Source organism: Pseudomonas sp. SDO5532_S415, from assembly GCF_054071155.1.
The window spans coordinates 1-12,956 of record NZ_JBSVWS010000166.1; the positions used below are offsets into that span (position 1 = coordinate 1).

10 protein-coding genes are annotated in these 12,956 nt (G+C 61.0%); 6 read left to right on the forward strand and 4 right to left on the reverse strand.

Annotation, left to right across the window (positions count from 1 at the left end; translation table 11 throughout):
- Window positions 1-53: 53 nt before the first annotated feature.
- Window positions 54-2,000: a methyl-accepting chemotaxis protein gene (locus ACW9HW_RS25020; RefSeq protein ID WP_457402031.1), complete on the reverse strand. Its 1,947-nt coding sequence runs from the start codon at window positions 1,998-2,000 to the stop codon at window positions 54-56.
- A gap of 52 nt (window positions 2,001-2,052) precedes the next feature.
- On the reverse strand, window positions 2,053-3,723 hold the full coding sequence (gene gcbA, locus ACW9HW_RS25025; protein ID WP_095192038.1) for a diguanylate cyclase GcbA: 1,671 nt from the start codon (window positions 3,721-3,723) through the stop codon (window positions 2,053-2,055).
- Between the two features lie 504 nt (window positions 3,724-4,227).
- Between gcbA and ACW9HW_RS25030 the strand changes: the two genes are divergently transcribed.
- The 6 genes from ACW9HW_RS25030 to ACW9HW_RS25055 all read left to right on the forward strand — a co-directional run bounded on the left by ACW9HW_RS25030 (window position 4,228) and on the right by ACW9HW_RS25055 (window position 10,995).
- A complete protein-coding gene (locus tag ACW9HW_RS25030) occupies window positions 4,228-5,295 on the forward strand; it encodes a DUF2333 family protein (RefSeq protein ID WP_095192037.1) in 1,068 nt (355 codons plus the stop codon).
- 3 nt (window positions 5,296-5,298) lie between these two features.
- Window positions 5,299-5,868: an NUDIX hydrolase gene (locus tag ACW9HW_RS25035; RefSeq protein WP_095192036.1), complete on the forward strand. Its 570-nt coding sequence runs from the start codon at window positions 5,299-5,301 to the stop codon at window positions 5,866-5,868.
- A 272-nt stretch (window positions 5,869-6,140) separates the two neighbouring features.
- Complete coding sequence (locus tag ACW9HW_RS25040) at window positions 6,141-6,512, forward strand: translation initiation factor Sui1 (protein WP_041068080.1); 372 nt, start codon at window positions 6,141-6,143, stop codon at window positions 6,510-6,512.
- 219 nt (window positions 6,513-6,731) lie between these two features.
- Window positions 6,732-8,645: an arginine decarboxylase gene (gene speA, locus ACW9HW_RS25045; RefSeq protein WP_095192035.1), complete on the forward strand. Its 1,914-nt coding sequence runs from the start codon at window positions 6,732-6,734 to the stop codon at window positions 8,643-8,645.
- A gap of 233 nt (window positions 8,646-8,878) precedes the next feature.
- Window positions 8,879-10,201, forward strand: coding sequence for a type VI secretion system Vgr family protein (locus ACW9HW_RS25050; RefSeq protein ID WP_457402032.1), 1,323 nt, complete (start codon window positions 8,879-8,881; stop codon window positions 10,199-10,201).
- The gene (locus ACW9HW_RS25055) at window positions 10,198-10,995 is read left to right on the forward strand and encodes a DUF4123 domain-containing protein (protein WP_095192033.1); all 798 of its coding nucleotides are present in this window, start codon (window positions 10,198-10,200) and stop codon (window positions 10,993-10,995) included. Before ACW9HW_RS25050 ends, ACW9HW_RS25055 begins: the two co-directional genes overlap by 4 nt.
- Here ACW9HW_RS25055 and ACW9HW_RS25060 read toward each other — a convergent pair.
- Both ACW9HW_RS25060 and ACW9HW_RS25065 read right to left on the reverse strand, forming a co-directional pair.
- Window positions 10,992-12,350 (reverse strand): MATE family efflux transporter, encoded by a 1,359-nt coding sequence (locus ACW9HW_RS25060; protein WP_457402033.1) that lies wholly within the window; start codon window positions 12,348-12,350, stop codon window positions 10,992-10,994. The two genes, ACW9HW_RS25055 and ACW9HW_RS25060, sit on opposite strands and share 4 nt — an antisense overlap.
- A 166-nt stretch (window positions 12,351-12,516) precedes the next feature.
- Window positions 12,517-12,810 (reverse strand): hypothetical protein, encoded by a 294-nt coding sequence (locus tag ACW9HW_RS25065; protein WP_095192031.1) that lies wholly within the window; start codon window positions 12,808-12,810, stop codon window positions 12,517-12,519.
- Window positions 12,811-12,956: the final 146 nt, after the last annotated feature.

Sequence of the window (12,956 nt, forward strand, 5' to 3'; positions counted from 1 at the left end):
ACAGGGACTGCGCATGGCCCTGTGGGAGCGGGCTTGCCCGCGATGACGATAGATCAGACGCGGAAGGCTTGAACGGCTGTATGCAACCGTCCACCCAACACCAGCAGGTTTTCCCCCTGCTCACGCCCTTCGCCGATGCGCAGCAAGTTATCCCCACCCAATTGGTGAATGCGTTCGCTGTGATCGCGGATCTCGCTGACAGCGCCGCTCTGCTGGGCGGTGACATCGGCGATGCGTACGGCGGTGTCGGAAATGGTCTGGATTGCCCCGACGATTTTATCCAGCGCCCCGTCGGCCGCCTGGGCCTGGTTGGCTGTGGCTTCGGCGTGCTCGACCTGGGCGCGCATGCCTTCGACCGATTGCCGTGCCGCGGTTTGCAGGCCGGCGATCAAGGTCTGGATCTCGGCCGTGGCGCCGGCGGTGCGTTGTGCCAGCGAGCGGACTTCTTCGGCCACCACGGCAAAACCGCGGCCCATTTCCCCGGCCCGTGCCGCTTCAATGGCTGCGTTCAGCGCCAGCAGGTTGGTCTGGTCGGCGATCGAACGGATCACCGTCAGCACGCCGCCGATGGTCGCGGACTCTTCGGCCAGATGCTCGATCATCTGCGCATTGCCTTGCACTTCACCCACCAGCGCATGCAGGCCGGTGAGGCTTAAACCGATGACTTTCTGCCCGTGTTCCACCGCCAGTCCGGCATGGCGGCTGGCGTCGGCGGCCTGGCTGGCATCGCCGGCGACTTGCTGGATGGTCGCTTCCAGTTCGCCGAGGGAGTCGCGGATCAACGCGGTATCACCGGCCTGATGTTCGGCGCCGCTGTGCAGGTCATTGCTCAGCTCGGCCAGGGTGCGGCTGCTGCCTGCGACTTGCTCGGCGTTGAGGCGAATCGTTCCCACCAGATCCACCAGATAGGCGCGCAAGCGGTTGAGCGATGCTTCGATGTCATGCAGTTCGCGGTTGGTCTTGCCCAGCTGGATGTCCTGGCTGAAGTCGCCCTCGGCCCAGGTCGAGAGCGCGGGTGCGAGGTTGGTCAGCGTGCGGGCCAGGCGCCGTTGCAGGGTGTCGATGAGCAAGGCGATCAGCAGAATCAGGGCGATCATCACCCCTTGCAGCAGTCGCACTTCTCCCTGGATCTGCCCGTGCTGGGCGCGCACCACCGGCTCCAGGCCGGCAATCGCCTGTTGTACGTCGGCGATTTTCAGGTGGGTCGCGGCACTGAGGTCGGCGCGTTTCTGGATTTGATCACGGGTGCGAGCCAGTTCCGCCGGGTAGCGGCCGAGCAAACTGTTGAGCTCGCGCTTGAGGCCGACCCCGGCATCTTCGGCGACGGCTTGCTCAGTGTTCTCCAGGCCCATCATCGCGGCGAAATCATCGGTGTTCGATTCACTACTGGCCGCCACGCCGAGCAGCGGCAGGGCGTCGAGTTGTCCGGCCTGGGTGCGGATGTTGCTGACTTCGCGCTCGACATCGGCGGCCAGTTCACTGCGACCGCTGCTGACCAGTTTGTCCCGGGCCAGCGACAGTTTGCCCAGATGCTGGGAGGCGGCGAGCAGGGGTGTCAGGTAGGCCGCATTGCCGTTGGCGTACTGGCTAAGCTGATCCAGGCTGGCGCCCAGTTCGCGTTCGGCTTGTAACAGCAGAGCCTGCGGGTCGCCCGCGAGTTTGCCGGCGGCCAACAAGTCGGTTTTGCTGAATTCATTGAGGTTCGACAGGCTCGGGCGCAACGTTTCGGCCAATGCCGGTGGCAATTCCCCGAGTTGCTTTTGCAGGTTGTCGATGGCCTGGCCGGCGCTGCTCAAACGCAGGGCATCGCCGCTGGCGAGGTAGTCCTCGATGTTACGCGCCACTTCATTTTGGAACTGCTGGGACAAACCCAGGTAACGCTCCATTAATAGGTAGGGGCGCTCCAGGGCTTTTTGCGACCACCAGAGCGTGGCGCCAAGGGCCACGCACACGGCGACTAAAAGGAGGGTATTGAGATTGGTCAGCAGCTTCAGGCGCATCGCGGGACTACCAACGGCAGAATGGTAAGTGCCTGAAGTTATTGCGTTTCTGTTACAGGGTTATGACGGAAGCGCTCGATTGAGATGAAAAAGTGGCACTTTGCTTTGATTCCCGTGCGGCTTGAACGCGGTTGCGTCCAGCGCCTTTCGCCCGGTATAGCGCCTCGTCCGCCTGGTTGGCCATCAACAGCCCGTCGGAGTCCTCGCACAGTTCGACCACCCCGGCGCTGAAGGTGCACCACAGGTCCTGCGGTTGAGCCGGATAGTGGATTTCGGCAAAGCGCTGGCGGATTTCATCCAGTACTTTCCACGCTGCTTCGAGGTCGGTGTCGGGCATGACGATGGCGAACTCTTCGCCGCCGTATCGGCCGATGAAGTCGGTTTTGCGCAGCCGCTGTTTGAGGAACAGCGCCAGGCTCTTGATCACCCGGTCGCCCATGGGGTGGCCGTGGCTGTCGTTGACCCGTTTGAAATGGTCGATGTCGAGCATGGCAAAGCTCAGCGGCTTGTTCTCGCGACGGGCGCGGAACGAGCAGTCTTCGAGCAATTGCAGAATATGGGTGTGGTTGTACAAACCGGTGAGGCTGTCGCGGACCATTCGCGCCTTTAAATTGCGCGCACGTGCCGCGCGGTTGCGCACGGTGGTGATCAGGTGCCGGGGTTTGATCGGCTTGGTCAGGAAGTCGTCGCCGCCCTCGCTCATGGCGTCGAGTTGCTTGTCCAGATCGTCCTCGGCCGATAAGTAAATGATCGGCACGCTGACATAACGGTCGTTGTGGCGGATCACCTTGGCCAGTTCAGTGCCGGTGCAGGCCGGCATGTACATGTCGAGGATGATCAGGTCCGGTTGAAAATCCGCCAGTTCGGCCATGGCCTGAATCGGCTCGATCAAGGTCCGGGTGACGATCCCCGCACTGTTGAGCAGGCGCTCGGTGTGCAAGGCCTGGGCACGAGAGTCATCGATGATCAGCACTTTATAAGGTTCGTACTGGGCGACACAGGTCAGGACTTCGATTTTCTCCAGCAGGCTCGAAGCCTCGAGGGTACCGGTGAGGAACTCCTGGCCGCCGGCGCGCACCGCGGCCAGGCGGGTCGGGGTGTCGGTTTCGTGCAGGCTGAAGAACAGTAGCGGCAAGCGATGATCGAGACCTTCCTGGGCTTCGGCGGCCAGTTTCAGGCCGACGCCGGGGCCACTGAAGTCCACGTCCATGACAATGGCTGCCGGCAGGCGCTCGACCATCGATGAGCGGAACGCCGACACGCTGTCCAGGGATTGGGCGCTGAGCCCGAAGAATTCCAGTTGCTTGGCCAGGCGCTCGGCGCGGTCGTGATCCTGCAGCATCACGTAGATCGGCTTGCGCAGGGGCGGCAGGAAGGTTTGGTCGAGTTGATCGCCATGGCGCAAACCGGTGCGCGACAGGCGCTGCATCAAGCGGTTGAGATCGGTGATCAAACCGCTGCTCAGGCGTCCGCGATTGGCGTCGACAGCCTCCAGCGATTGGCCGATATGACGTGCCAGTTGAATGTGTTCCGGCTGCTCGAAACGTTCGGCGAACCGCAACAGGCGCAGGTTGGCTTCACTCAGTTCCGACAGATCATGGGTGGACCACTCGCTGCGTTGCAGGCGCTGCCATATCTCAAGTATCTGACGTGCCTGATGAATGACCCGCTGGGCAAAGTGATGCTTGAGGCGCTCGCGGCTGGGATCTTCTGGCTCGGTCATATCCTGACTACTAGTTAGGGTGCACGCTGAGGTCGACTGGTGGCTCTATGCTAGCACCTCTTTTCAATTGCATGAGTGTTGTACGTCAATAATCTGCAACGCGAACGAATTCAGTTTATGACTGGCGGGTCTTTAATTGGCTGGCGATTCCAGGCAAAGGCCCATGAGCCGGGGGCTTTCAGGGTTTATCCTACTTGTCGCTCGGCTTTTTCGAGGGCGTGAGGGGGCATCGTCCGTCAGAGGGTTCTGATTTTTTTCAGAGTAAATCGAAGCCGAATTCCAGATGCAGAAGGCTAAGGGATTCCCCTAGGGCTATCTTTCAGTCCTGACGAAAAACACCTCTAGCCCACTGCTTCTGAGTTCGAAAGTGGGCGGGGCAGGCATTTTTATGTGCGCCGGGCAGCTTATTTCCGACATGAGCCCAACGGCGGGTGCCGGGCCAAGGCACGTTGTTGTATGGTTGTGGTCGAACCGATGAACCCAAGAGATTGAAAGGATATCGCCATGCTGGACTGGAAGAACCGCGCCGGTAGCGCGCCTGAACGTGCCGCTGAACCGAAATCGGCTACCCGCAGTTACCTGGGCGGCCTATTGTTCAGCCGGGCGCTGGCCACGCTGATCGGCCTCTACCTGTTGGTGGCGATCGCTCTGGGCTGGTACTGGAGCCAGGAGCCCGCGCTGTTTCCGGTGCAGCAGACAGCGCAAATGGCCGCCGAAAAGGAAGGCAAGCAAATGGTGGTTGGTTACACCACCGTGGAAACCCTCAAGACCGTTGCCGGTACTTTGCTGACCAAGCAGGGTGGCTACATTTCCAACGACCGCTTCCCGCCAGGCCTGTGGATGGACAACATGCCGAGCTGGGAATACGGCGTGCTGGTACAGGTGCGTGATTTGAGCCGCGCACTGCGCAAAGACTTCGCCCGCTCGCAGTCGCAGTCCGCCGAAGACGCCGATCTGGCCAAGGCCGAACCGCGCTTCAACTTCGACAACAAGAGTTGGGTGTTGCCGTCCAGTGAGTCCGAGTATCAGGAAGGCATCAATTCCCTGAGCCGCTATCAGGCGCGCCTGTCCGATCCAAACCAGAAGAGCGCGCTGTTCTATGCCCGCGCCGACAACCTGAACAACTGGCTGGGTGACGTCGGGACGCGCCTGGGCTCGTTGTCGCAACGACTGTCGGCCAGCGTTGGCCGGGTCAAGCTGAACACGGCGTTGAAGACCGAAGTCGTAGCGCCGGGCGTGGCGCCTCAGGTCGACGAAGAAATCGTCGAGACCCCGTGGCTGCAGATCGACAACGTGTTCTACGAAGCCCGTGGTCAGGCCTGGGCCTTGTCGCACCTGCTGCGCGCCATCGAAGTCGATTTTGCCGATGTGCTGGCCAAGAAGAACGCCACGGTCAGCGTGCGCCAGATCATTCGTGAGCTGGAAGCGTCGCAGGAAACGCTGTGGAGCCCGATGATCCTCAACGGCAGTGGCTTCGGTGTGCTGGCCAACCACTCGCTGGTCATGGCCAACTATATTTCCCGGGCCAACGCGGCGGTGATCGATTTGCGTCAACTGCTGAATCAGGGCTGAGCCATGGTCGATAGCTCCATCGATAGCCTGCGCGAGGCCGCCCACCGGGCGGCGTCCGATGCCGAGCAAATAGCCTGGGTCGACGAGCAGGACAACCTGCTGGGCGCCCTGGTCCGTTCCGACCTGCGCGAGCGCGGGCTGATCGGGCGCGGTACCTACATTATGTTGTTCAATTCCGCCGGTGAACTCTGCGTGCACCGGCGTACCCTGAGCAAGGCTATCTATCCGGGATATTGGGACGTGGCGGCGGGCGGCATGGTGCTGGCCACTGAAACCTATGCCGAGTCGGCAGCCCGGGAGCTGGAAGAGGAGCTGGGTGTGAGTGGGGTCGAGTTGATCGCCCATGATCATTTTTTCTTCGAAGACACCGGCAATCGTCTCTGGTGTTCGGCATTTTCGGCGGTGTGGGACGGTCCGTTGATCCTGCAACCGGAAGAGGTGCTCGAAGCGCGCTTTTTGCCGATCGGGCAAGTGCTGCGGGAAATCGAGGAAAAGCCTTATTGCCCGGACTCTTTGGCAGCATTGAAACGCTATCTGAGGTCTTGCGGGGAAGACGTCGCAAAAGAGCTATAAATTGGCGCCGATTGGCTCTTAGCAATCGGCGTTTTTGCCGTTACACTGCGCGATCTTTTGTAGGAGCGAGCTTGCTCGCGAAAAACGCATGGACGACATGTGCTGCCTGATGCCGCGCGTTATCGTTGACGTCCATCGCGAGCAAGCTCGCTCCTACAGTGAAATGAATGTTTTACCGTTTCAGTAGCGCTGCCCCTGCCTGAGTGGGGCTTCGCGGTCGATAGCCTTCCCAAGTGCTGCGACCAGTCTTTGTCCTCCCAAGAGGATTGCCGGTGGCCAAAAAAGCCGCATCCTTCGCCGCCCTTGGTGGCCTGGTATTTTCCACCGACGCAGGTCGTCATTGCCCGGAATGCAGTAAACCGGTGGACGCCTGCATCTGCAAACAGACCGTTATCCCGGCCGGCGACGGCATCGCTCGCGTGCGTCGCGAAAGCAAGGGCCGTGGCGGCAAGACGGTGACCACCATCACCGGCGTGCCGTTGGCCGAAGACGCACTCAAGGAACTGGCGACCACGTTGAAGAAACGTTGTGGTACCGGTGGGGCGTTGAAAGACGGGGTCATTGAAATCCAGGGCGATCATGTCGAGCTACTCTTGGCCGAGTTGATCAAGCACGGTTTCAAGGCGAAGAAGTCCGGCGGCTAGCAGCCTCTGTGAAAACCACCCGCGGCTTGATCCGATCCTGATTGCCTTCAGGGCCGGCGTCGTCACCATGGTTTTCACAGAGCCTGTTCATGACCGGTTTCTAAACTCGTTGCGGTCGGTGGGGTCTACCCCCTCGTTGACGAACCGTCATTTTCATTCTTTAGACTGCGCCGGCCTGAATCCAGGCGACGCACCATGACTTCTTTATAGGGGACTTCGATGTCCGTACGACGCACACGCAAAGACGATGGCAGCCAATGGACAGTTGCGGACAGCCGCAGTGTTTATGGGATCCGCCATTGGGGGGCCGGGTATTTCGCGATCAATGACGCCGGTCGCGTCGAGGTTCGTCCGAACGGCCCGAGCAGTTCGCCTATCGACCTGTTCGAGCAAGTCGACGAGTTGCGCAAGAGCGGCTTGTCGTTGCCGTTGCTGGTGCGTTTCCCGGATATCCTGCAAGACCGCGTGCGTCAGCTGACCGGCGCGTTCGACGCCAACATCGAGCGCCTGGAATACCAGAGCAAGTACACCGCGCTGTACCCGATCAAGGTTAACCAGCAGGAAGCGGTGATCGAAAACATCATCGCGACCCAGAACGTGTCCATCGGTCTGGAAGCGGGCTCCAAGCCTGAGCTGTTGGCAGTGCTGGCGCTGGCGCCGAAGGGCGGCACCATTGTCTGCAACGGCTACAAGGACCGCGAGTTCATTCGCCTGGCCTTGATGGGCCAGAAGCTTGGTCACAACGTGTTCATTGTGATCGAGAAAGAATCCGAAGTCGGCCTGGTGATTGAAGAGGCCGCTTCGCTCAAGGTCAAGCCACAGGTCGGCTTGCGCGTGCGCCTGTCGTCCCTGGCGTCGAGCAAGTGGGCCGACACGGGTGGCGAGAAATCCAAGTTTGGTCTGTCGGCGGCGCAACTGCTGTCGGTGGTCGAGCGTTTCCGCGCAGCGGGCCTGGATCAGGGCATTCGCCTGCTGCACTTCCACATGGGGTCGCAGATCGCCAACCTGGCGGACTACCAGCATGGTTTCAAGGAAGCGATCCGTTACTACGGCGAATTGCGCAACCTTGGCCTGCCGGTGGACCACATCGATGTCGGTGGCGGTTTGGGCGTTGACTACGACGGTACGCACTCGCGTAACGCCAGTTCGATCAACTACGACATGGACGATTACGCCGGTGTCGTGGTCGGGATGCTCAAGGAGTTCTGCGACGCGCAGAGCCTGCCGCACCCGAACATCTTCTCCGAGAGTGGCCGCTCCCTGACTGCGCACCATGCGATGCTGGTGATCCAGGTGACCGACGTCGAGAAACACAACGACGACGTGCCGCAGATCGAAAACAAGGAAGCGCTACCGGAAACCGTGCAGTGGCTGGTGGACCTGCTGGGTCCGACCGATATCGAAATGGTCACCGAAACCTACTGGCGCGCCACGCACTACATGAGCGATGTCGCCGCCCAGTACGCCGATGGCAAGCTGACCCTGGCCGAAAAAGCCCTGGCCGAGCAATGCTACTTCGCCGTATGCCGTCGCCTGCACAACTCGTTGAAGGCGCGTCAGCGTTCCCACCGTCAGGTGCTGGACGAACTCAATGACAAGTTGGCCGACAAGTACATCTGCAACTTCTCGGTGTTCCAGAGCTTGCCGGACACCTGGGCCATCGACCAGGTACTGCCGATCATCCCGTTGCATCGCCTCGACGAAGAGCCGCTGCGCCGTGCGGTGCTGCAAGACCTGACTTGCGACTCCGACGGCAAGATCAACCAGTATGTCGATGAGCAGAGCATCGAAACCAGCCTGCCGGTGCACGCGCTGAAAGACGGTGAAGACTATCTGTTGGGCGTGTTCCTGGTGGGTGCTTACCAGGAAATTCTCGGCGATATGCATAACCTGTTCGGTGACACCGACTCGGTGAACATCTACCAGAACGCCGACGGCAGCGTGTACCACGCCGGTATCGAAACCCACGACACCATCGAAGACATGCTGCGTTACGTGCACCTGTCGCCGGAAGAGCTGATGACCCACTACCGCGACAAGTGCGCCAGTGCCCGCATCAGTGCCAGCGAGCGCACCCAGTTCCTCGACGCCTTGCGCCTGGGCCTGACCCGTTCGTCTTACCTGTCTTCCTGAGGTAAGCCGCGCTTTCATCAGGTTGTCTGAAAATGTTCCGCCAAGCTGCGGAAGTTTCAGATGACCTGGTGCGGCGATTCTCTTTTTTCCTATCGAAATTACCTACGACTTCGGCTTTTCCAGTCATTGGTCCTCTTTTCGCGTAGGTCATTTCCTAAGTTGTAGTTCGCCTCTCTACTCGGCCGTGCCTCTCGGCGAAAATCTTCGGCCGCCCCTCTTGTAGAGAATCGCCGATGTTCGATCCAGTCAACGAGTCTGAATTTCGTCTGGACGTAGCAGGTCTGTCCGACGCCTTCGAAGTCCTGGCCTTTACCGGTAGAGAAGCCATCAGCGAGCCGTTCGTGTTCGACGTGGATCTGCTGATCGATGACCCTGCCCTCGACCTCGCCAGCCTGATGTATCGCTCGGCCACCTTGCATTTCGGGCCGGCCGGAAACAGCGTCCAGGGACAATTGCATGAACTGGTCCAACGTGACCATGGCTCGACAGTCAGGCTTTGCCATGTGCGCCTGGGGCCGAAACTGGCGTGCCTGGCCCAGCGGTTCAGCCAGCGCATCTTCAGTGCACGTTCGGTGCCGCAAATCCTCGATCAGGTGCTCAAGGAGCACGGGATAGTCGGTCATGACCGGCGCTTTGAACTGGGCGGTGACTATCCACTGCGGGAGTTCTGCACCCAGTACCGAGAATCGGACCTGCAATTTCTTCAACGGCTGTGCGCCCAGGAACGGCTTCACTACCACTTTGAACGCCAGGCACGGGGTCATTGCCTGGTATTCGCCGATGGACAGGGGCATTTCCCTGTGGGCGAAACGGCGGTTTTCAGCATCGACGCAGAACAACCGGCGGTACGTCGTTTCGAAGTTCAGCGATGTGCCGACAGCGTGCAGGACAGTGCCGAATGCCACACGGATCTGGCGGCGTTGCGCAGCGGTCAATTGATGCCGCTGGCCGACCATCCAGTGACCGAATGGAATCAGCTGTGGCTGCTGACCCATGTCGAGCATCAGGGTGGCCAGGATCCGCTCCTCCCTTACCGCAATAAGGTGCGTGCGATGCACTGGTCAACACCGTTCAAGTCTCGCCGTTGCGCGGTGAAACCCAGGATGCACAGCCTGCAACGGGGGTGGGTGGTGAGCGTTGATGAGCCTCAACCGGATCCTTCGCGACCGGTGGCCGTGCAGTTTGACTGGTCGTATCAGGGTGAGGGGGCGACGCCCGGTCACTGCTGGCTGCCGTTGGCGCCGCAGTTGCAGGCAGCCGGTGGTGCGCAGTTGGGCGAAGGCGCTGAGGTGGTGGTGAGCTTTATCGAAGGCGATCCGGATCAACCTCTGATTACCGGGGTTCTTCACCAGCCAGTGCCTGTTCAAGTGCTTGATGCGACGCCGGTGACGTGTGCCGCTGAGCACCCGCCTGAAGGGGTTGAGGGCTGGCTGCGTTCGGGGGAGCCCTTGCTGTTGTTGTGTCTGCTGCCCGGTGGAGGGAGCTTCAATCATTGTGCGCAGGCGTTCTGCACCTGTCGGGCGGCCGTGCGGCTTGGCCAGAGCGGTGCAGCATGATCGCCGTACAAACGGCCGATGCGACCCCGCAATGGTTGTTGCTGGATGCGTCGGAGGCGTCGCAGGCAGGGGTGACGTTGAAACACCGTTTTGCCCAGGCTCGGTGCTTCTGGCTGTTCGAAGGCACCGAATGGCACGCAGTGCGCGAACAAGGCCCGAGACTGGTCGACCTGCGGAGCTGCCCGATACTGGCCGAAGTGTGTCAGCGCGATACGCAGCACTGGCGGGGGTTGCTGTTGAACAGCGAGGCGTCGGCGTCGACATTGCTGGCGCACCTGCGACGCATGTTGACAGTCAGTTTCGGCCTGCACCATCGGGCCTTGCTGAGTTACTACAACCCGTACACCGCCAGTTACTTTTTCGATGCCTGTGACGCGGGTGAACTGAGTCGTTGGTTGGGGCCGATCAGCCAATTGCGTTGGTTTGGCGGTACATGGGCCGACCGGGCGATCGGCAGTCAGGGCTGGCAGCGATTGCTCAATCCGGGGCTTGCCGTTAGCTCCCTGGACGTCGAAGAGAGACTCAGCCCCAGACAGCGGGAAAAGCTGCAAACCTGTCTGATGGAGCAGCATGCCTGGCACTGGAGCCGTACCACCTCGACGGATTACACCCACCTGTGGAACTGTTTGCAGGAAGGGTTGGCGCTGGGTTTCAGTGAGCGGCCGGTGCTGGATGGCTGGTTATGGCTGCGTCTGCAGCACCCTGACGCAGTGGCTGAATCGCCGTTGTCGGGTCGCACGCAACAGGAACGGCTCGACAGCCTGCGCAACCGCTGGCAGAACGATCAGCCCTAAGCTCCAGGCCAGTGCGCGTGGGTGAACCAGCCGTCGTGGCGACGCAGGCGCCAGGCAATCACACCGAGGGTCAGGCTGCGCAGCAACATGAACAGCAGGAAGGTTATCCACAGGCCGTGATTGCCGAAACCTTGCAGCGCCCAACCAAACGGCACCAGCAAGGCCACCGTCAGCAGCATGCCGTTGCGCATTTCCCGAGCGCGGGTGGCGCCGATGAACAGCCCGTCGAGCAGGTAGCTCCAGACGGCGATCAGCGGCAGCGCGGCGAGGTAGGGCAGGTAGATGAATGCGGTGTCACGCACGCTGGCAATGTCGGTCTGCATCTCGATGAACAAATGCCCGGCAAAGAGAAACAACACCGCAAATCCCAGGCTCGCCAACAACGACCAGCCGCAGGCTACCACCAGCGAGCGGCGCAGGGCGTCACGGTCGCGAGCGCCGATGGCATGCCCGCACAGGGCTTCCACGGCATGGGCCAGGCCATCGAGCGCGTGGGCGGTCAACAGCAAACCATTGAGCAGCAGGGCGTTGGCGGCGACCGTGGCATCGCCCAATCGCGCGCCTTGCACGGTGATCAGAAAAAACACCGATTGCAGGGCCAGGCTACGGATGAATATGTCGCGATTGACCGCCAGCAGTGGACGCCAGCTCTGCCACAGCCCCAACGCAGCCCAGGCGATATGGCCGGGGTAAGCGCGCAGGGCCTGGCGCGTCATCAGCAGGCCGATCAGGGCACCGGTCCATTCGGCAATCACCGAAGCCCTGGCCGCGCCGACCACGCCCCATTCCAGGCCGAGGACAAACCACAGGTTCAGGGCGATGTTCACCAGGTTGGTGCTCAGCAGAATCACCAGCGGCGCGCGGGCGTTTTGCGTGCCGAGAAACCAGCCGACCAGCGCATAACTGGCCAGCGCCGCGGGCAGGCCGAACAGCCGTGTGTGGAAGAATTCGCGGGTCATCTGGTCCAGCTCCGCCGACGGCTGCATGAAATGCAGCGCGACCCCGCTTAACGGTACGCCCACGGCACCCAGCACGATGGCCAGTCCCATGGCCAGCAGCAGGCCCTGCAACAGAATTTGCCTCAACGCCGCGCCATCTCCGCGCCCGGCGGCCTGGGCGGCAAATCCGGTGGAGCCCATGCGCAGAAAGCCCATGGCCCAGGCCAGAAAGGTGTACAGACTGGCCCCGACCGCGACGGCACCGAGCTGATGGGCATGGGGAAGATGACCGATGACGGTGCTGTCGACCAGCGCCACCAGCGGTACGGAAATATTCGAGAGAATCATCGGCGCAGCCAGCGCCCAGACCCGACGATGGGTAGGACGATCGCGCCAGTCGGCAATCAGGTTGGACATGCAGGCTCCTTGGGGGAGCGGGCATTGTAGCGGTGACCCAATCTTCCAGACACCAGAGATCCAATGTGGGAGCGAGCCTGCTCGCGAAAGCGATCTTTCAGTCACATCAATGTTGAATGTGCTGCCGCCTTCGCGAGCAGGCTCGCTCCCACAGTGTCTTGTGGTGTCAGTGGATGATCCAGCTGAGCAACCACAACCCCAGCATCAACCAGATGATCCCCATGATGAACGATGCATTCATGAACGCGCGGATCGCTGACCACAGCAGCACCAGGCCGATGATCAGTGTAATGATGCTGACGATCGAGGTGTCCATGCCCAGCGTGCGGGCCAGACCTTCGACAAAGTTGCTGCTGGCACGGCTCAGCAGTTCGAACAGGCCGCTGAGGGCGTCAACGATGAAACGGATGACAGAACCGAGGACCTGGCCGAGCCATTCGAAAAAACCTTCTACCTGCATGGAATGAGCGTCCTGATGAATTCGAGTGTTGGGCCATTGAGGGCGGTGGCGAGTTCCCCACAAGCATAGAGCGTTGCGCACAACCTGTGGGAGCGGGCTTGCTCGCGAAAGCGGTGTGTCAGTCAACGATGATGTCGACTGACACA

What these genes read in the sequence shown, in the direction of transcription:
- ACW9HW_RS25020 (WP_457402031.1), bottom strand. Translation starts at nt 2,000, where the DNA reads ATGCGCCTGAAGCTGCTGACCAATCTCAATACCCTCCTTTTAGTCGCC.
- gcbA (WP_095192038.1), bottom strand. Translation starts at nt 3,723, where the DNA reads ATGACCGAGCCAGAAGATCCCAGCCGCGAGCGCCTCAAGCATCACTTT.
- ACW9HW_RS25030 (WP_095192037.1), top strand. Translation starts at nt 4,228, where the DNA reads ATGCTGGACTGGAAGAACCGCGCCGGTAGCGCGCCTGAACGTGCCGCT.
- ACW9HW_RS25035 (WP_095192036.1), top strand. Translation starts at nt 5,299, where the DNA reads ATGGTCGATAGCTCCATCGATAGCCTGCGCGAGGCCGCCCACCGGGCG.
- speA (WP_095192035.1), top strand. Translation starts at nt 6,732, where the DNA reads ATGTCCGTACGACGCACACGCAAAGACGATGGCAGCCAATGGACAGTT.
- ACW9HW_RS25050 (WP_457402032.1), top strand. Translation starts at nt 8,879, where the DNA reads ATGTTCGATCCAGTCAACGAGTCTGAATTTCGTCTGGACGTAGCAGGT.
- ACW9HW_RS25055 (WP_095192033.1), top strand. Translation starts at nt 10,198, where the DNA reads ATGATCGCCGTACAAACGGCCGATGCGACCCCGCAATGGTTGTTGCTG.
- ACW9HW_RS25060 (WP_457402033.1), bottom strand. Translation starts at nt 12,350, where the DNA reads ATGTCCAACCTGATTGCCGACTGGCGCGATCGTCCTACCCATCGTCGG.
- ACW9HW_RS25065 (WP_095192031.1), bottom strand. Translation starts at nt 12,810, where the DNA reads ATGCAGGTAGAAGGTTTTTTCGAATGGCTCGGCCAGGTCCTCGGTTCT.